Genomic DNA, 17,144 nt, shown 5'->3' on the forward strand with positions numbered 1-17,144 from the left:
CCGACGTCGTCCCCCACCTCGAACCCCACGACGCCGCCGTCCGGCTCGTGGCCCTCGGCCTCGGGTGAGAAGAAGGTGTCCTCGACGATCAACGTCTCGGGCACGCTCGACGGTGGGTACGTGCGGTACTACGGGATCTCCTCGGGTGACCAGGACGAGTCGCAGCCGCCGATCTTCCAGCTCTCCGACGGGGCGACCCTGAAGAACGTCATCATCGGCACCGGTGCCGGTGACGGTGTGCACTGCACCGGGACCTGCACGCTGGAGAACGTCTGGTGGGAGGACGTGGGCGAGGACGCCGCCACGCTGAAGGGCTCGTCGAGCTCGCAGGTCATGACCATCAACGGCGGCGGCGCCAAGGGCGCGTCCGACAAGGTCTTCCAGCACAACGGCCCCGGCAAGTTCGTCATCAAGNCGTCGAGCTCGCAGGTCATGACCATCAACGGCGGCGGCGCCAAGGGCGCGTCCGACAAGGTCTTCCAGCACAACGGCCCCGGCAAGTTCGTCATCAAGGGCTTCACCGTGACGGACTTCGGCAAGCTGTACCGCTCGTGCGGGAACTGCTCCAAGCAGTACGCCCGCACCGTCGTCATCGACAACATCAAGGTGACCGCCCCGGGCAAGTCCCTGGTCGGGATCAACNTACCGCTCGTGCGGGAACTGCTCCAAGCAGTACGCCCGCACCGTCGTCATCGACAACATCAAGGTGACCGCCCCGGGCAAGTCCCTGGTCGGGATCAACTCCAACCTCGGTGACAAGGCCACGATCACGAACGTGTCGATCTACAACGACTCGTCCAAGAAGATCGTGATCTGCGAGGAGTACAAGGGCGTGACCTCGGGCGAGCCGTCGAAGATCGGCTCCGGACCGTCGTCCGCGTGCGGGTACTCGACCTCCTCGATCACCTACAAGTGACGTCCCGACGCCACTGCTGAACGACCCGGCCCGCCGCATCCCCTCACCGGGGTGCGGCGGGCCGTTCCACGTCCGCGGCACGGCGGGCCGCAAACGCCACCGCCGGTCTGGACGCCTGCCCTACAGTTCACGCGTGCGTGAGGACGAGAGCACGTTCCAGGTCGACCTGCGCGGCATCGTCGACCTCCTGAGCCACCACCTGTACTCCGGCCCCCGCGTGTACGTGCGCGAGCTGATGCAGAACGCCGTCGACGCCGTCACGGTGCGCGGGACCACGGACGACCGGCCGGCCCTGCTGCTGGTCCCCACGGACGCCGCGGCCGACGGCAGGCTGCACGCGATGGACTCGGGCGTGGGGCTCGACGAGGACGACGTGCGGACGTTCCTGGCGACCATCGGCCGCTCGAGCAAGCGTGACGAGCTGGGCCTGGCGCGCTCGGACCTGCTCGGGCAGTTCGGCATCGGGCTGCTCAGCTGCTTCATGGTCAGCGAGGACATCGAGGTGGTGACCCGACGGGCCGACGGGCCGTGGGTCCGGTGGGTCGGGCAGGCGGACGGCACGTACGCGCTGGCGACGCTGCCGGACGGTCTCGACGCCGACGACGAGCGGGCGTCCTGGCTGGCCGCCGGGCCGGGAACCTGCGTGACGCTGACCCCCCGGCGCGGGACCGAGCACCTGCTCGACGGCGTGTCCGTCGTCGACCTGGCCCGGCACTTCGGCTCGTACCTGCCGCACCGGGTCGTCGTGCGGACGGGCGAGGGGGACGTGGAGGCCAGCCTGCAGACCCCGCCCTGGCGGATCGAGGACCCTGAGCGTCGCCGGGCCGCGTGCGTGGAGCTCGCGTCGGCCGAGCTCGGCGGCGAGCCGTTCCACGTGCTGCCGATCCGGGTCCCGCAGGCCGGGCTCGACGGGGTCGCCGTGATCGGGGGGCACCGGGCGGCGAGCGCCAGCCCGGGGCGGCACCGCGTCCACCTCAAGGGCATGCTCCTGTCCGACCAGGTGGCCGACCTGGTCCCGGAGTGGGCGTTCTTCGTCCGGTGCGCGGTGGACTCGCAGCTCCTGCGGCCGACGGCCAACCGGGAAGCCCTCTTCGACGACGACCTGCTGGAGCAGACACGAGCGGAGATCGGCGCCCAGGTGCGGGCGTGGCTGGTGCGGATGGCGTCGACGCAGCCCGAGCGGATGCAGCGTTTCCTCACGATCCACCAGGTGGCCGTCAAGGCGATGGCGCTGCAGGACGACGAGCTGCTCCGGATCCTCCTGCCGCTCCTGCCGTTCGAGACCAACCAGGGTCGGTGCACGCTGCCGGAGCTGCTGCGGACCACCGACGTGGTCCGCGTGGCCGCGACGATCGACGACTTCCGTCAGGTCGGTGCCGTCCTGGCCGCACAGGGCGTCGCAGTCGTGAACGGCGGGTACACGTTCGACCTGGACCTGGTGCGTCGGCTTGTCGACGTCGAGCCGACCGCCGTCGTCGAGGTCGTCGCCCTGGGGGACATCGACGGTCACGTCCGGCTCGTGCCGGACGAGCGGCTGCGGGAGGTCGAGGTCGCACTCGCCGACGTGCGGGCCGTGCTCGACGGCGTCCAGGTGGACGTCGAGCTGCGGGCGTTCGCGCCGGCGTCGGTGCCCGCGCTCCTGCTCGACGAGGGGGACCGGCGCGACCGGCGCGAGGTGCGCGCCGCCGCCGCGGAGGCCGACGACGTGTGGAGCGCGCTGCTCGGTGCGTTCGACGACGGCGGCAGCGACCGGCCGAGACTCCTGCTGAACGACACCAGCCCCACCGTGCGCCGGGTCCTCGTCCTGCGGGACGCCGCGCTGCGGCAGGTCGCCGCCGAGTCCCTGTACGGGCGGGCCCTGCTCGCCGGCGGCCGACGGCTCCGCCCCGTCGACACCGCCCTGATCGACCGCTCGTTCAACGCCCTGCTCGACCGCGCGGTCGACGAACCCGGAGGGACCCTCGCGTGACCGTGACCCGAGCCGAGGTGCAGCAGCTGCTGGACCTGGTGACCCTCACCCCGCGGTTCGAGAGGACCGCCGCCGCGGAGGACCTCGTCCGCGCCGCCGACGCGTCCGCCGACGACGAGATGCGGTTCCGCGCCCGGCTCGAGCTCGTCGAGTCGTTCTTCTACGCGACCGCGAAGCACCGCATGTTCGCGCCGTTCGCGTACCTCGTCCGGTGCTACGACGCCGAGCCGGACTGGCTCACGGACGACGACCGCTACCGGGTGCTGTGGCTGCACAAGTGGATGGTGGTCGACCTCCTGGACCACCCGGAGATCTCGCTGGAGCAGCTGGAGTCGGTCCTCGACGGGATGCGCAACCGGTACGTCGCCGCAGGTGAAGGCCTCGCCCCGGTGCTCAGCTGTGCGTACGTGCTGCACGCGCACGTGCACGGCGCTGCCGCGTCGGAGGCGCAGTACCTGCAGTGGCGACGGGCGCCGCGGACCCGGCTGTCCGACTGCGAGGGTTGCGAGCCGGACCAGCGCATCTCCCACCTGGCCGAGCTGGGCCGTCACCAGGACGTGGTCGACGAGCTCGGTCCCGTGGTGCGCGGCGAGGTCGGGTGCTCCGAGCAGCCCCAGCGCGCCGTCGCCATGGCGCTCGCGTCGATCATCGAGCTCGGCGACGTCGAGACTGCCGCCGCGTCGCACCGCACCGCGTACCGCGCGAGCCGCCGCAACCCCGGGGAGACCGCCGCCGTCGCCCGCCATCTCGAGGTCCTGGCGCGCACCGGCAACGTCTGCCGCGGTCTGGACGTGCTCGCGGAACAGCTCGACGCCCTGGACCGACCGTCGTCGCCCATGACGGGGATGCAGCTCGCCGCCGCCGCGACGCGGCTGCTGCGCACGGTGGTGGACGCCGGGGACGGCGAGCGGCTGGTCCGGGGGCGCGGCCGGGAGCCCGAGCGCGCGGTCGACGTCCTCGCCCGCGTCGAGTCGCAGGCCTTCACGACGGCCCGCCGGTTCGACGAGCGCAACGGGACGACGACCGTCGGCGACCGGGTCCGGGGCTGGATCGAGGCGCCCGACCTGCCCGCCCTGCCGCTCGGCTCGACGCACCCGGAACGCACGACGACCCCGCCGCTCGACCTGCCGCGGGTCCCGGCGCACCCGGCCCTCCAGGAGGACGTCGACCTCGACGCCCTGGACGTCGCCGGGCTGGCCGGCCTCGCCGCCCTGGCGCAGCGGGTGGCGCACCGTCCGACGTGGGACCGGCTGGCCGCGCACTGGGCGACGCGCCGGGAGGCGGAGACGGCCGTCGGGCGTGCCCGGGCGGACCTCGACGCGTTCTGCGCGGCGAGCGCGATCGACCCCGAACCGGCGTTCACGCAGAGTGCCGTGCAGCTGTACCGGGAGCTCGGGGACGAGGCGGAGGCCGTGCTCGTCGAGCTCCTGGGTGACCTGCGCGCCGGGGTGCCGATCGACCCGGAGCCGGTGCTGAGGACGGTGGACGCCACCGGGACGAGCGGCCAGCGTGCCCTGGTCCGCTCCCGACTGGCCGCCGATGCGCCCGACGACCTCGCCGAGCGGCTGCGCACCGAGGCCCTGGACCTGCTGGCCGCCACCGGTGAGCTGACCCCGCACGACCGCGGCCTCGTCGCGCGGCTCCGCCTGGCGACCGCACCGGACGGCCCGGTCCTGGATCTGCTCGAGGACGACGAGGAGCCGGACGTGCGGGTCCAGGTGCTCGGCGGGCGGGCGGGCGCCCGGGCGAACGCCGGTGACCTGCCCGGCACCTTCGCCCTGCTCGACGACGCCGCGGCGGTCGCGCGCCGGGCCGGTGCACCGGCCCTCGCCCTCCACGTCGAGGCAGCGCGCGTCCGGGCGTTCGTCGCGGCGGGCGAGCACGAGCGCGCGGAGGCCCACGCCATGTCCGTCGCCGCGGCCGCTCTGGACGAGGACCTCGCCGACGTCGCCATCGACTGCCGCACCCTCGTCGCGCACGTCATGGCGCGACGCGGCCGTGAGGTCGAGGCGGTCGAGCTGGCCGAGTCGACCCTCGGGATCGTCCCCCGCGACGGTGCCGTGCCGCGCCGGCAGCGCCAGCACCGCACCGAGCAACGGCTCACCCTGCTGGACCTCGCGTCGCGACTCTCGTCGGCGATGGAGGAGTCGGACCGTGCCGAGGCCCTCGCCCGCGAGGCGGTCGAGCTCGCCACCGGCGCCGACGGGACCCCCGCGCTCGCGTGCCACGCGCTGCACCGCCTCGCGGGTCTGCGGGAGTCGGTGGACGCGGTCGAGGCGACCCGGGTGTACGCCGCCGCGCTCGACGCCGCGGAGGCCAGCGGGCTGGACGCCGCGGCGCTCGTGATCCGTCGCGACCGCATCTGGGCCCGGTTCGACGCCGACGGGCTGGACGCCGCGCTCGCGGACCTGCAGGGTGCTCGCACCGCCAACGACGTCGCGCAGGCCCGGGTCCTCGCCGACCCGTCGTCCGCGGGAGACCTGGCCTCGTGGGACTTCCCGTGGGAGGACGCCACGCTCCGCGCCCTGTCCGCGCAGCTGCTGGAGCACGCGGGCGAGCACCAGCGCGCCCTCGACGCGCTCGACGGCCTGCCCGAGGCGTGGGAGGCGCTCGGGGACGGGGCCCGCGCCCTCGACGGCGAGAGCCTGCGTGGCGTCGCGCTGCTCGAGGTCGGCCGCGACGCGGAGGGGCTCGCGCTGCTGGACGACGTCGCCGTGCGTGCCCGCGCCGCCGGTGCGACGCAGGTGAGCAGGAGCGCGGCCGGTTCGGCGGCGATGTGGCTCGACCAGGCGGGCCGCCCGGAGGAGGCGCAGGCGTTCTGGGAGCGGCACTTCGGCGACGACGGCTGATCGACCGGCCGCGGCGTGTGCGACGGGTGCGTGTCAGTGGTCGGTTGCACCCTGGTCCCATGATCACTCTCTCGTGCTCGTGCGGTTCCGCGGGGACCACCCGTCGTCACCCCATGCGCGGCCTGTCCGCCGACGAGCGGGCGACGCTGATCCGGGACGCGTTCTCGGTGAGCGGGGGCTTCCTCGCGCTCGAGGTCGACGCGTCCTGGCACCCGGGTTCCGTGGAGCCCACCGAGTCGTGCGTGGTGCTCGCGGACCTGGACTCCCTCGACGCGTCGGCCGGGCTCGACGCCGACGGCGCCACGGCGATCCGCGACCTGCTGGAGATCGGGCACGTGGCCGGTCAGCCGCTGCCCGCACCCGTCGAGGTCGGGTCGGTGCGCTTCCGCGTCGGACCGGCGGACGAGTTCGGACCCGCGATGTCCTACCTCGTCACCGACGGCACCGAGACCGTGCTCGAGGCGACGGTTCCCGTCCCGCACGACGACCTGCTCCCCGCGCTCGTCGCGGTCCACCGCAGCCGCGGGGTGACCGGTCTCACGAGCCTCGACGTGCTGGCCGCACGGCTGGGGCTGGCGACGGCGCTCTCGCGTCTCGGGCAGGAGCGCGCCGCGGTGGCGTGACGCGCTTCTCAGCCGGATCGTGCCCTGTGCGCGGCCTGGTTCCGACATCCTGGGCGAGGGGTCTGACGGAGGAGCGCGCATGCTGGTCACAGTTGTCGGGGCGGGAATCGGCGGCCTGGCGGTGGCCGTCGGCCTCCATCGCCGCGGGCACGACGTCACGGTGCTGGAACGGAGCCCGGACCTGTCGGCGCCGGGTGCGGGCATCTCCCTCTTCCGCAACGGGCTGACGGCGTTGCGCGTCCTCGGCCTGGAGGACGACGTCCGGGCGATCGCGGCGCCGGTCGGCGTCGGGACCAGCACCGGTCAGCGGCAGCCCTCGGGCCGGTGGCTGGTGCGGGTGCCGGCGGGCACGGTCGACGACCTGGCCGTGGTGCACCGCCACGACCTGCAGCGCGTGCTGCTCGACGCGCTGCCGGAGGGGGTCGTGCGGACGGGGGTCGAGGTGACGGAGGTCGAGCACGCGCGCGGCACCGTCGTCGACGCGTCCGGGGCGCGGACGTCGGCGGACCTGGTCGTCGGTGCCGACGGGCTGCGCAGCGCGGTCCGCGGCACGTTCGCCCGGGGAGCCGGGCTCCGGTACGCCGGGTACTCGGCGTGGCGGGGCGTCACCGACGGACCGGTCGATGTCCTGGGCACTGCCGGCGAGACGTGGGGGCGCGGCGAGCGGTTCGGGTACGTGCCGCTGCGGGACGGCCGGGTGTACTGGTTCGCGGTCGCGACCCTCCCCGCGGGGAGGGTGTTCGCCGACGAGCACGCCGAGGTCGTGCGCCGGTTCGGCCGATGGCACGCACCGATCCCCGCCCTGGTGGCGGGGACCGGGGCGGTCCTGCGGCACGACATCCACGACCTCGACCGCCGGCTGCCGACGTTCGTGCAGGGCCGGGTTGCGCTGCTCGGCGACGCGGCGCACGCCATGACCCCGGACGTCGGGCAGGGTGGCGGGCAGGCCCTCGAGGACGCCGCGACGCTGGCGGTCCTCGCCGACCGCGACGATCTTCGGTCCGCGCTGCAGGAGTACGACCGGCTGCGTCGCCGGCGCACCCAGTCGATGGCGGGCCGGGCGCGCAGCGTCGGTCGCGTGGCCCAGCTGCGCTGGGGACCGGCGGCCGCCACCCGTGACGTGCTGCTGCGCGTGCTCCCGGACGCGGCATCGGCGCGCGCTGCGACGGCGATGGTGCGCTGGGAGGCACCGCAGTAGGTCGTCAGAGGCTCGCGCGCGCCTCCGCGACGAGCTCCAGCGACGCCCGCACGACGGCGAGCCGGGTGGCGACGTCCGCGTCCGTCGGCCGGACGCCGACCTTCACGCCGACGCGGGGCACGTCACCGGCGACCTTGAGGGTCTCGGTGATCTCGGCGAGGCCCATGAGCGAGTCCGCGGAGGCCGCGAGGGCCGCGTGGTCGTCGGAACGCGGGGGGATGTGCATGTCGGACCACGGCGGGTTCCAGGGCGTCTCGGCCCCGGTGGCGCCGGAGAGCACGAGCATGCGCAGCAGGCCGGCCTCGGCGACCGCCTGCGTGTGCTCGACGGCGGTGGTGGTGCTGCGGCCCTCGATCACGGAGCGGCCCCAGTTGACGCACATGCCGAGCACGTCGGCGGACAGGCCCTTCGAGCGGACGACGGCGAGCTCGTCCTCGAGCGTCCAGAACCCCTTCGCGGGGGTGAGCCCGGGCACGTAGGCGTCGCAGTGCTCGACCAGGAGCTCGGCGCCGGCGAGGTCCCAGCCGAGGATCTCGTCGAGCGAGCGGGAGAACGCCTCGACGGAGCCGGCGCGCGGTCCGGGTGCGCTGTGCACCTCGATCGCGCTGACCCGTCGGCGGCCGTCGGCCTGCGCGAGGGTGACGGCCAGGTCGCGGGCGCGGGCGACATCGGCGAGCGCGTGCGCCCGTTGGTCCTCGTCGAGGGAGCCGAGGCCGTAGGTCGGTGCGGAGCCGAGGCGGGGCATCATCGTCGGCACCAGCGAGACGACGACGTCCCACTCGGGCCGCAGGTTCCTGGCCACCCAGGCGGGTTCGAGGCTGCGGGTGCCCTCCACGGGCAGGGCGTGCTCGAGGCCGCCGATCCCCAGGTCGACCAGGCCGGCGAAGAACTCGTCCTCCTCCGCGGGGTCCTCGGGTGCGGCGATGTAGCCCGAGAGCAGCAGGTGGCGAAGCGACGGCATGGATCCTCCGGATAGTCGGCGATGACTTGACGGGCAGACCGAGACTATCTACCTTTTCCGCTGTACGGAACCGAGTTCCATTTCCAGACAGTCACCGACGCCTGTCCCCGACGACGACGAAGTCTCGGCACGTAGCACCTCCCCGCTCTCCTCTGTATCCACCCCCCGCTGCTCGACCAGCGCGCTCACCTGCGTGAGCCGACGAAGGAGTCATCCCATGATGCGAAGCAAGGTCGTGTCGTTCACCGCACTGCTCGGGGCCGCGGCCCTCACGCTCGCCGCCTGCAGCAGCGCTGCCGAGCCCGGTGCATCGGAGACGGGCGGGGACGAGCCGGTCGAGACGACCACCTTCAAGGTGGCCTTCAACCAGCAGCCGAACCACCCGCAGTACATCGCGCTCGACGCCATGGGCGACCGGATCAAGGAGCGCACCAACGGCGCCTACGACCTCGAGGTGTTCCCCAACGAGACCCTCGGCGCCCAGAAGGAGACCATCGAGCTCGTGCAGGGCGGCACCATCGAGTTCGCGATGGTCGCGGCGCCGCTGCTGGAGAACTACAACCCCGACTTCGTCGTCTTCAACCTGCCGTTCACGTTCGACTCGCAGGACCACCAGCGCGAGACGACGAACGACCCCGAGATCGTCTCCGAGCTGTACGCCTCGCTCGACGACCAGAACCTGCGCGTCCTGGGCTCGTTCCACGGCGGCGTCCGCTCGATGTACAACTCGATCAAGCCGATCGAGACGCCCGCGGACATGGAGGGCATGAAGATCCGCGTCATCGAGTCCGAGACCAACATCGAGATGATGAAGCTCATGGGCGCGACGGGCACCCCGATGGGCATGGGCGACGTCTACACGGCCATCCAGTCGGGCGTCATCGACGGCGCCGAGAACAACGAGCTGACCTACGCGAACGTCAAGCACTCCGAGGTCGCGCCGTACTACAGCTACACCAAGCACCTCATGCTGCCCGACTACCTCATCAGCAACCCCGCCGTCATGGACGGGCTGCCCGAGGACGTGCAGGAGATCTTCGCCGAGGAGATCGCCGCCGCCGTCGAGGAGGAGGGCACCCTCTGGAAGACCGAGATCGAGGTCTCCAAGGAGAAGGCCATCGCGGACGGCGCCAAGTTCAACGAGGTCGACGCGGACGCGTTCGCGGACGCCATCGCCCCGCTGACGCAGTCGAAGCTCACGAACGACTTCGTCAAGGACATCCACGCCAAGGTCCGGGCAGCCGCGGAGTGAGTGAGCACCCGCTGAGCTCCGAGAGCGCCGCGCGGCCGTCGATCCTCGCGAGGTTCAAGAACCTCCTCGACGTCGTCCTGCGCGCGACCTGCGTGACCCTCTTCGCGCTCCTGGTCGTCCTGGTGACGTGGCAGGTCTTCACGCGCCTGGTCCTGTCGAACCCGAGCATCTGGTCGGAGGAGGCAGCCAGGTACGTGTTCATCTGGCTGAGCCTCATCGGGATCTCGATCGCGACGGGCGAGAAGGCCGACGTGGCGATCGACTACTTCGTGCAGAAGGCGCCGCTCGCGGCTCAGCGGGTGCTCGAGATCGTCGCGTACCTCACCACGCTCACGTTCGCGCTGCTCGTCATGGTCTGGGGCGGCTGGCTCAACGCCGCCCAGAACATGCACCAGCTCAATCCGGTGCTGCCGATCACGGCGGGCGTCCTGTACCTCGCGGTGCCGGTCTCCGGGGTCCTGCTCACCTTCTACCTGGTCTACCACCTGATCAGGACGCTCTCCCCGGGTTACACCGGGGTCGAGCACATCGCCGCAGAGGACGGGGTGGAGCTGTGACCGACGTCGCGCTCGTGAGCGCAGTCATGCTCGGCGGGATGGTCGTCCTGATGATCATCGGGGCACCGATCAGCATCAGCATCGGCCTCCCGTCGGCCATCTCGATGATCCTCGTGCTCGGGCTGGAGAACGGGGCCACCACCTCGGCGCAGCGGATGTTCACGGGCGTCAACTCGTTCGCCCTCCTGGCCATCCCGTTCTTCGTCCTCGCCGGCGGCATCATGAACAACGGCGGGATCGCGACCAGGCTCATCAACCTGGCGAAGGTGCTGGTCGGCAGGACGCCGGCGCCGCTCGCCCAGACCAACGTCCTGGCCAACATGCTGTTCGGCTCGGTCAGCGGGTCCGCGATCGCGGCGGCGGCGGCCGTCGGCACGACCATGGCCCCGATGCAGGCGCGGGAGGGCTACGACAAGGGCTTCACCGCCGCGACGAACGTCGCCTCCGCACCCAGCGGGATGGTGATCCCGCCCAGCAACCTGCTGATCATCTACGCACTGGCCAGCGGCGGGACCTCCGTCGGGGCGCTGTTCATGGCCGGCTACATCCCGGGCATCCTCTGGGGCGTCGCCTGCATGGTCGTCGTCTGGTTCTACGCCCGCAAGCACCCCGAGCTCCGGGCTCCGGTGCGGGCGACGGCCTCCGAGCTGGGGCGCACGTTCGTCCAGGCGCTGCCGTCGCTGACCCTCGTCGTCGTCGTGATCGGCGGCATCATCGCCGGGTTCTTCACCGCGACGGAGGCCTCCGCGATCGCGGTCGTCTACGCCCTGCTGCTGGCGTTCCTCTACCGGGCGATCACGATCAAGGACCTGCCGCACATCCTGTACGCCGCGGCCCGCACCAGCTCCGTGGTGATCTTCCTGATCGGCGTCTCGTCGATCATGTCGTTCGTCATGAGCTTCACCAAGATCCCGCAGCTCATCGCGGAGACGCTGCTCGGGTTCACCGACAGCAAGATCGTCGTCCTGCTGATCATGATGATCGTCCTGCTCATCATCGGGATCCCGCTCGACGCGACACCGGCCATCCTGATCTTCACGCCGATCTTCCTGCCGATCGCCATGCAGTACGGGATCGACCCCGTGCACTTCGGGATCATGATGACGTTCAACCTCTGCATCGCGGTGATCTCGCCACCCTCGGCCCCGGTGCTGTTCGTGGGCGCCCAGGTGGCCGGCGTCAAGGTCGAGTCCGTCATCTCACGGCTCATGCCGTTCTTCCTCGCGCTCGTCGCCGTGCTCCTCCTGGTGACCTTCGTGCCCGCCCTGTCCCTCTGGCTGCCCGGCCTCTTCGGCCTCCTGTAGTCGACCCCTTCCGAAAGGCACCCCATGCAGCAGATGGCACAGCGCTATGCAACAAGCCCCGAGCACGTGCCCGGGATGGACACCGACGAGCTGCGTCGCCGGTACCTCGTCGAGAACCTCTTCGTCGACGACGAGGTCGCGTCCGTCTACACCCACCACGACCGGGTCGTCCTGCTCGGCGCGAGCCCGGTCACCGGCCCGATCTCGTTGCCGACCTTCCCCGAGATCCGCTCCGAGTTCTTCTTCGAGCACCGCGAGGGCGGGATCGTCAACGTCGGCGGCGCCGGGACGGTCACCGTCGACGGCACCTCGTACGAGCTCGGCCACGGCGCCTGCCTGTACATCGGCCGCGGAGCGGTCGACGTGGTGCTGTCGTCGTCGGACCCCGCCGAGGCGGCCCGCTTCTACCTGGTGTCGGCACCCGCCCACACCGCCTTCCCGACGACCCTGGTCGAGGCCGGCGGCGGGGTGGTGCGGGAGCTCGGCGACGCGCTCACCTCCAACCGGCGCACCCTGAACCAGTACATCCACGAGAACGGGGTGCGCAGCTGCCAGGTCGTCATGGGCGTCACCACGCTGCACCCCGGCAGCATGTGGAACACGATGCCCGCGCACACGCACGACCGGCGCACCGAGGCCTACCTCTATTTCGACATGCCGGACGAGGCGAGGATCATTCATCTCATGGGGGAGCCGACTCAGACCCGTCACCTCGTCGTCGCGGACCGGCAGGCGATCATCTCGCCCAGCTGGTCCGTGCACTCCGGGGTGGGCTCCGCCAGCTACAGCTTCGTGTGGGCGATGGCGGGCGAGAACCAGTCCTTCGACGACATGGATGGCTTCGCCATCGCGGACATGCGCTGAGGCGGCAGGATGACGACCATGGCCACGGAACAGACGGAACGTCGGGCAGCCGCACCTGCCACCACCGCCTCGTCGGCCAGCGCGAGCGAGAAGACCCTCCTCGTCCTCGAGGCCGTCCTCGACCACCCGCGTTTCAGTGACGTGGTCGAGGCGACCGGTCTGGCCAAGGCCACGGCGCACCGCATCCTCGCCACCCTCGCCGAGTCCGGGTTCATCACCGTCTCGCCGGAGGGCACGTACCTGCCGGGGCCGAAGATCCTGTCTCTCGCCGGCCGGGCGCTGCAGCGGATCGACATCTCCGCGATCGCGCAGCCGTTCGTCGACGACCTCGTCGACGTCGTGCACTGCACGGTCCACGTCGGCGCGGTCAACGGCGACGAGATCGTCTACCTGATCCGCAGCGACTCCGACAAGCCGTACCAGATGCCCTCGCGCGTCGGCCACGCCCTCCCGCTGCACACGTCGGGGATCGGCAAGGTCGTCCTGGGCGGCTTCACGGACGAGGCGCTGGAACGGCTGGTCGCCCGCGCCGGGCTGACCCAGCGGACGGAGCACACGATCACGACGCTCGAGCGGTTGCGCGCGGAGGTCGAGGACATCCGACGCCTCGGCTACGCGCTCGACCGGGAGGAGAACGTGCCCGGCGTCGTGTGCGTCGCGGCGCCGATCCGGGACCACACGGGCACCATCCGGTACGGCCTCAGCATCTCGACGCTCACCCTCGAGCACACCTTGGAGCAGGTCGAGGCGATGTCCCCGTTGGCGATCGAGACGGCGGACAAGATCTCGGCGGCCCTCGGCTACCGCGCCTGATCCTCCCGCACGACCCGCACGGCCTTCGCCGTGCGGTGGACGAGCACGCCCGCACCCACCAGAGAGCACCGACCCATGACCCTCGCCACCCCGCCCGTCGCCTACCTCGAGAGCCTGTTCAGCCTCGAGGGGAAGCTCGCCGTCGTCACCGGCGCGAGCCGGGGCATCGGGCTGGCCATCGCGCAGTCGCTCGCGTCGGCCGGCGCGGACATCATCGCCGTGAGCCACGCGATGCCCTCCGGCGACAGTCCCGCGCGCGCTGCCGTCGAGGCGCTCGGGCGGTCCTTCACGCCGCTCGCCGCGGACCTGTCCGACAGTGCCCGCGTGACTGCGCTGGCCGCCGAGCTCGCGTCGCACCCCGTCGACATCCTGGTGAACAACGCCGGGACCATCCGCCGGACACCCGCGGCCGAGCACTCCGACGAGGACTTCGACCACGTCCTGGAAGTCAACCTGCGCGCCACCTTCACGCTGTCCCGGGAGGTCGGCCGCGGCATGCTCGAGCGCGGCAGCGGCAAGATCGTGAACACCGCGTCGATGCTGAGCTTCCAGGGCGGGATCAACGTGCCCGGGTACGCCGCGTCCAAGTCGGCCGTCGCCGGGCTGACCAAGGCGCTCGCGAACGAGTGGGCCGACCGCGGGGTCAACGTCAACGCCGTCGCTCCCGGGTACGTCTCCACCGCGAACACCCACGACCTGCGGCAGGACGTCGAGCGCAGCGACGCCATCCTCGCCCGCATCCCCGCCGCCCGCTGGGCCGAGCCGACCGACATCGCCGGTGCGGTCCTGTTCCTGTGCTCCCGCGCCGCCGACTACATCCACGGTGCCGTGCTCCCCGTCGACGGCGGGTGGCTCGCCCGCTGAACGGTCCACGCGATTCGCTGCGGAACCGCGGAAAAATGCGGGTCTCCGCGCCTGTGACGCGCCTCAGATGCAATCTTGACTCGCGCACTATCGGAGTGATAGGGGGGTCAATACAATCTGACTACGGTGACAAACTGGCAAGACAGGGCTTGTAGATGCCCTGGTCCGGACACTACAGTCGCTCTCGTTCGCCCCCCAGGCAGTAGGAACCAGTGGGACCGGGAGACAATGTTGTCACACACAATATTAGATTCTGAGTTCGCCGTGGAATCCTCGGACGACGCATTCGTAGGATACACAGAATCATTTCTTCGCGCCTATACCGATGACGAAATTCCCGGGCCGACGAACCCGGTCCGCCTCACCGTCGAGGCCGACGGGACGCCGGCGCCGGACGCGCTGGCCCCGGTGCCGGTGCACCGGAGCAAGCACTCCTACTGGTCGCTCTCCGGCGACCTCCTCGAGACATCTCCGCGGACGGTGCGCTTCGCCGGACGTGGCGTCGCCGTGACGTCGGAGGCGGCCGACCGGTGGCGCGTGGCTGCGCAGCCCTGGGCGAAGCCCTCGGTCGTCGGAGAGGCCGTCTTCCACGTCCAGCGCTCGGTCGCGCTCTACCGCCGTGACAGCGCGACCGGCCCGCTGCTCCACGCGAGCGGGGTGCTGGGACGCGACGGGCGGGCGGTCCTGTTCACCGGGTCCGTCTCCGCAGGCAAGACCACCCTGCTGACCGAGGCCGTCGTCACCTACGGCGCGGTCCCGCTCACCAACGACCGTGCGTGGCTCCGCATCGACGCCGACGTCACCGTGCAGAGCTGGCCCTCCTACGCGAGCTTCTGCGAGGGGACGCTGATCACGTACCCGGTGCTCCGGGGCGCCGCGGAGCGCTTCGAGAGCGAGCGGGACAACCCGCTGCGCACGACTGCGCACCCCGAGCCCCTGAGGTACGCGTTCGACAAGGACACCAAACGCATCTACCCGATGTCCTGGTTCACCGACGCCACGAACACCCGGTTCGTCCCGTCGGCAACGCTCGGCACGCTGGTGCTGAGCCGGCTGGAGGTCGCGCGCGGTGCCTCCGAGCTGCGGGAGCTCGACCTCACGCACGACGTGGACCGGCGGATGCTTGTCGACGTCCTGCAGGACGAGAGCTTCGACTCGCACGAGCCGTCGTTCCTGCCCTGGCACGGGCTCCCGATGCCGGTCCTGTGCTGGCCCCCCGAGAAGGTCGCCGACGCGCTGCGCGACGCCGGGGTGCGGGTGGTCGTCCTGCGGGCGGACCCGACCGAGCTGAGCGTCCTGGCGGACCTGCTGTGACGGCTGTGTCGTCGAAGGACGTCTCCGTCGCCCACCCCCCGCGGCTCGTCCGTGTGCACGCCGCGACCGAGCCGCCGATGCTGAACCCGCTGCGTCGCGCGGCCAAGAGCCTGGCCACGAGCGTCGTGTCCTCCTGCCTGCTCCAGTCGCTCAACGCCGTCGACGCGCGCGGCAGGTACACACCGCAGTTGCTCGCCGAGCCTCCCGCCCCGGACGACGCCGGCCGGCGGATCGCCTACCGACTCCGGGCGGACGCGCGCTGGCACGACGGGCGGCCGGTGTCGGTGCGCGACGTCGCCTTCACCCACAGCGTGATGATGGACCCGGACAGCGACATCCCGGAGCGCGACGGCTACGACCTGATCGAGCGGATCGAGACGGTCGACGACCGGTCGTTCGTTCTGCACCTGTCCGAGGCGTACCCGTCGTACCTCGACCTGTTCACCTCGAGCACCGGATCCATCCTGCCGGAGCACCTGCTGGGCGGGCGGCCTTTCACCTCGTCCTGGGACGTCGAGGTCAGACCGTCGTCCGGGCCGTTCCGGCTCTCCACATGGAGCCGGGGCGAGCGACTCGAGGTCACGGCGGTGGACCGGGACCGCGCTGCCGCGACGGGCATCGCCGGACTCACGTTCCGGTTCGGCGCGGACGCGGCACAGCAGATCGACGACCTGATCGAGGGCCGTGCCGACGTCGCGTCCCCCGACCTGGACACGAGCACGCTGGCCCGGGTCCAGGACTCCGGGCTGAGCTGGGGCGTGGGCCCGGGCGAGCAGTGGGAGCAGCTGTCGTTCCAGCATCGCAACCGGTGGCTCTCGCGCCGTAGCCTGCGCGAGGCGATTGCGTGGAGCATCGACAGGGACGCGCTCGCAGCGATGGTGCCCGGCACCGCTGAGGACGGCACCCGGCTGGACAGCCTCGTCCGCCGACCGCACCACCCCGACTACCGGCCGGCGTTCGCGCGGTTCCACCGCGACCCCCGACGCGCTCACGATGCCGCGTGGCGCGCCGGCCTCGACTGGTCGCGCGGCAGGCTCATCGGTGAAGGCGGCGAGCCCGTCGTGCTCCGGCTGCTGCTCGCGGACTCGAGCCGACTGCGGATCGAGCAGGCCGAGCTCATCGCCGGCTGGCTGGACGAGCTCGGCGTCGACGTCCGGCTCGACGTCACGAGCGGGCGGGACCTCCTGCACAAGCTGGCGTCCGCCGACTACGACCTCGCCCTCTTCGGCTACGCGGGGAACCCGGACCCGGTCGGCCACAACACCCTGTGGATGGCGGACCCCGCGGGCGGGCCCCCCGGGGTGGCCGTCCACGGACAGAACTACGCCGGGTACACGAGCGCCACGGTCACGGACCTGCTGCGTCAGACGACGCTCGAACCGGACCAGCGCCGACGTTCGCAGCTGTTCGCCGCGGCCGACGAGGTCATGGCACAGGACCTGCCGAGCCTGCCGCTGTTCGTCTTCCCGTCGTTCGTCGCGTGGCGCCCGCACCTCGAGGGACCGACGCCCTACCCGTACCAGGCCGGCCCCCTCTGGAACGTCGCGGAGTGGACGCTCCGCGATCTCCCCGAGCGCGCCTCGGGGGTCCACACAGCCGAGCAAAGGTGGTGAGACAGATGGCATTGATTCGAATCGCGGTTCGCCTCAACAAGGCCCAG

Annotated in this window: 15 protein-coding genes and 1 pseudogene; 15 read left to right on the forward strand and 1 reads right to left on the reverse strand. The window is 71.6% G+C overall.

All coding sequences use genetic code 11. From position 1 onward, the window contains the following. Positions 1-75 precede the first annotated feature (75 nt). The 7 genes and pseudogenes from ASF78_RS23025 to ASF78_RS10485 all read left to right on the forward strand — a co-directional run. A partial coding sequence (locus ASF78_RS23025; protein WP_235518526.1) for a pectate lyase occupies positions 76-414 on the forward strand: 339 nt, incomplete at its 3' end. A 1-nt stretch (position 415) separates the two neighbouring features. Next, positions 416-642, forward strand: a pseudogene (locus tag ASF78_RS23030) (pectate lyase); the annotation flags it as partial. A 49-nt stretch (positions 643-691) separates the two neighbouring features. Continuing rightward, positions 692-916, forward strand: a complete 225-nt coding sequence (locus ASF78_RS23035) for a pectate lyase (protein WP_255354817.1) — start codon at positions 692-694, stop codon at positions 914-916. A gap of 133 nt (positions 917-1,049) precedes the next feature. Beyond that, on the forward strand, positions 1,050-2,885 hold the full coding sequence (locus ASF78_RS10470) for an HSP90 family protein (RefSeq protein WP_056588510.1): 1,836 nt from the start codon (positions 1,050-1,052) through the stop codon (positions 2,883-2,885). Beyond that, positions 2,882-5,734: a hypothetical protein gene (locus ASF78_RS10475; protein WP_056588511.1), complete on the forward strand. Its 2,853-nt coding sequence runs from the start codon at positions 2,882-2,884 to the stop codon at positions 5,732-5,734. The genes ASF78_RS10470 and ASF78_RS10475 overlap by 4 nt, the downstream gene beginning before the upstream one ends. A 59-nt stretch (positions 5,735-5,793) precedes the next feature. After that, complete coding sequence (locus ASF78_RS22370; RefSeq protein ID WP_156374130.1) at positions 5,794-6,357, forward strand: hypothetical protein; 564 nt, start codon at positions 5,794-5,796, stop codon at positions 6,355-6,357. A gap of 79 nt (positions 6,358-6,436) precedes the next feature. Then, positions 6,437-7,555: an FAD-dependent oxidoreductase gene (locus ASF78_RS10485; RefSeq protein ID WP_056588515.1), complete on the forward strand. Its 1,119-nt coding sequence runs from the start codon at positions 6,437-6,439 to the stop codon at positions 7,553-7,555. A 4-nt stretch (positions 7,556-7,559) separates the two neighbouring features. On the opposite strand, the gene ASF78_RS10490 is transcribed toward ASF78_RS10485, so the two are convergent. Continuing rightward, entirely contained in the window at positions 7,560-8,516 is a 957-nt protein-coding gene (locus ASF78_RS10490; RefSeq protein WP_056588518.1) for a DUF4862 family protein, read from the reverse strand. 217 nt (positions 8,517-8,733) lie between these two features. On the opposite strand from ASF78_RS10490, the gene ASF78_RS10495 reads away from it, so the two are divergent. The 8 genes from ASF78_RS10495 to ASF78_RS10530 all read left to right on the forward strand — a co-directional run bounded on the left by ASF78_RS10495 (position 8,734) and on the right by ASF78_RS10530 (position 17,097). After that, entirely contained in the window at positions 8,734-9,768 is a 1,035-nt protein-coding gene (locus ASF78_RS10495) for a TRAP transporter substrate-binding protein (protein ID WP_056588521.1), read from the forward strand. Next, positions 9,765-10,325: a TRAP transporter small permease gene (locus tag ASF78_RS10500; RefSeq protein WP_056588524.1), complete on the forward strand. Its 561-nt coding sequence runs from the start codon at positions 9,765-9,767 to the stop codon at positions 10,323-10,325. Before ASF78_RS10495 ends, ASF78_RS10500 begins: the two co-directional genes overlap by 4 nt. Next, positions 10,322-11,629 (forward strand): TRAP transporter large permease, encoded by a 1,308-nt coding sequence (locus tag ASF78_RS10505; protein ID WP_200940581.1) that lies wholly within the window; start codon positions 10,322-10,324, stop codon positions 11,627-11,629. The genes ASF78_RS10500 and ASF78_RS10505 overlap by 4 nt, the downstream gene beginning before the upstream one ends. Positions 11,630-11,653: 24 nt before the next feature. Beyond that, a complete protein-coding gene (kduI, locus tag ASF78_RS10510) occupies positions 11,654-12,493 on the forward strand; it encodes a 5-dehydro-4-deoxy-D-glucuronate isomerase (protein ID WP_235518527.1) in 840 nt (279 codons plus the stop codon). Between the two features lie 18 nt (positions 12,494-12,511). Then, positions 12,512-13,306, forward strand: coding sequence for an IclR family transcriptional regulator (locus ASF78_RS10515; RefSeq protein ID WP_056588527.1), 795 nt, complete (start codon positions 12,512-12,514; stop codon positions 13,304-13,306). 75 nt (positions 13,307-13,381) lie between these two features. Further along, a complete protein-coding gene (locus ASF78_RS10520; RefSeq protein WP_056588528.1) occupies positions 13,382-14,170 on the forward strand; it encodes an SDR family oxidoreductase in 789 nt (262 codons plus the stop codon). A 408-nt stretch (positions 14,171-14,578) separates the two neighbouring features. Continuing rightward, positions 14,579-15,484: a hypothetical protein gene (locus ASF78_RS10525; protein WP_056588529.1), complete on the forward strand. Its 906-nt coding sequence runs from the start codon at positions 14,579-14,581 to the stop codon at positions 15,482-15,484. Continuing rightward, a complete protein-coding gene (locus ASF78_RS10530; protein ID WP_056588536.1) occupies positions 15,481-17,097 on the forward strand; it encodes an ABC transporter substrate-binding protein in 1,617 nt (538 codons plus the stop codon). The genes ASF78_RS10525 and ASF78_RS10530 overlap by 4 nt, the downstream gene beginning before the upstream one ends. Positions 17,098-17,144 lie beyond the last annotated feature (47 nt).

Origin of the sequence: Cellulomonas sp. Leaf334 (genome assembly GCF_001424195.1) — a bacterium.
Lineage (GTDB): Bacteria > Actinomycetota > Actinomycetes > Actinomycetales > Cellulomonadaceae > Cellulomonas.

Coding starts and splice junctions, on each gene's coding strand:
- ASF78_RS10515 (WP_056588527.1), top strand. CDS start 12,512: ATGGCCACGGAACAGACGGAACGTCGGGCAGCCGCACCTGCCACCACC.
- ASF78_RS10520 (WP_056588528.1), top strand. CDS start 13,382: ATGACCCTCGCCACCCCGCCCGTCGCCTACCTCGAGAGCCTGTTCAGC.
- ASF78_RS10490 (WP_056588518.1), bottom strand. CDS start 8,516: ATGCCGTCGCTTCGCCACCTGCTGCTCTCGGGCTACATCGCCGCACCC.
- ASF78_RS22370 (WP_156374130.1), top strand. CDS start 5,794: ATGATCACTCTCTCGTGCTCGTGCGGTTCCGCGGGGACCACCCGTCGT.
- ASF78_RS10485 (WP_056588515.1), top strand. CDS start 6,437: ATGCTGGTCACAGTTGTCGGGGCGGGAATCGGCGGCCTGGCGGTGGCC.
- kduI (WP_235518527.1), top strand. CDS start 11,654: ATGCAGCAGATGGCACAGCGCTATGCAACAAGCCCCGAGCACGTGCCC.
- ASF78_RS10495 (WP_056588521.1), top strand. CDS start 8,734: ATGATGCGAAGCAAGGTCGTGTCGTTCACCGCACTGCTCGGGGCCGCG.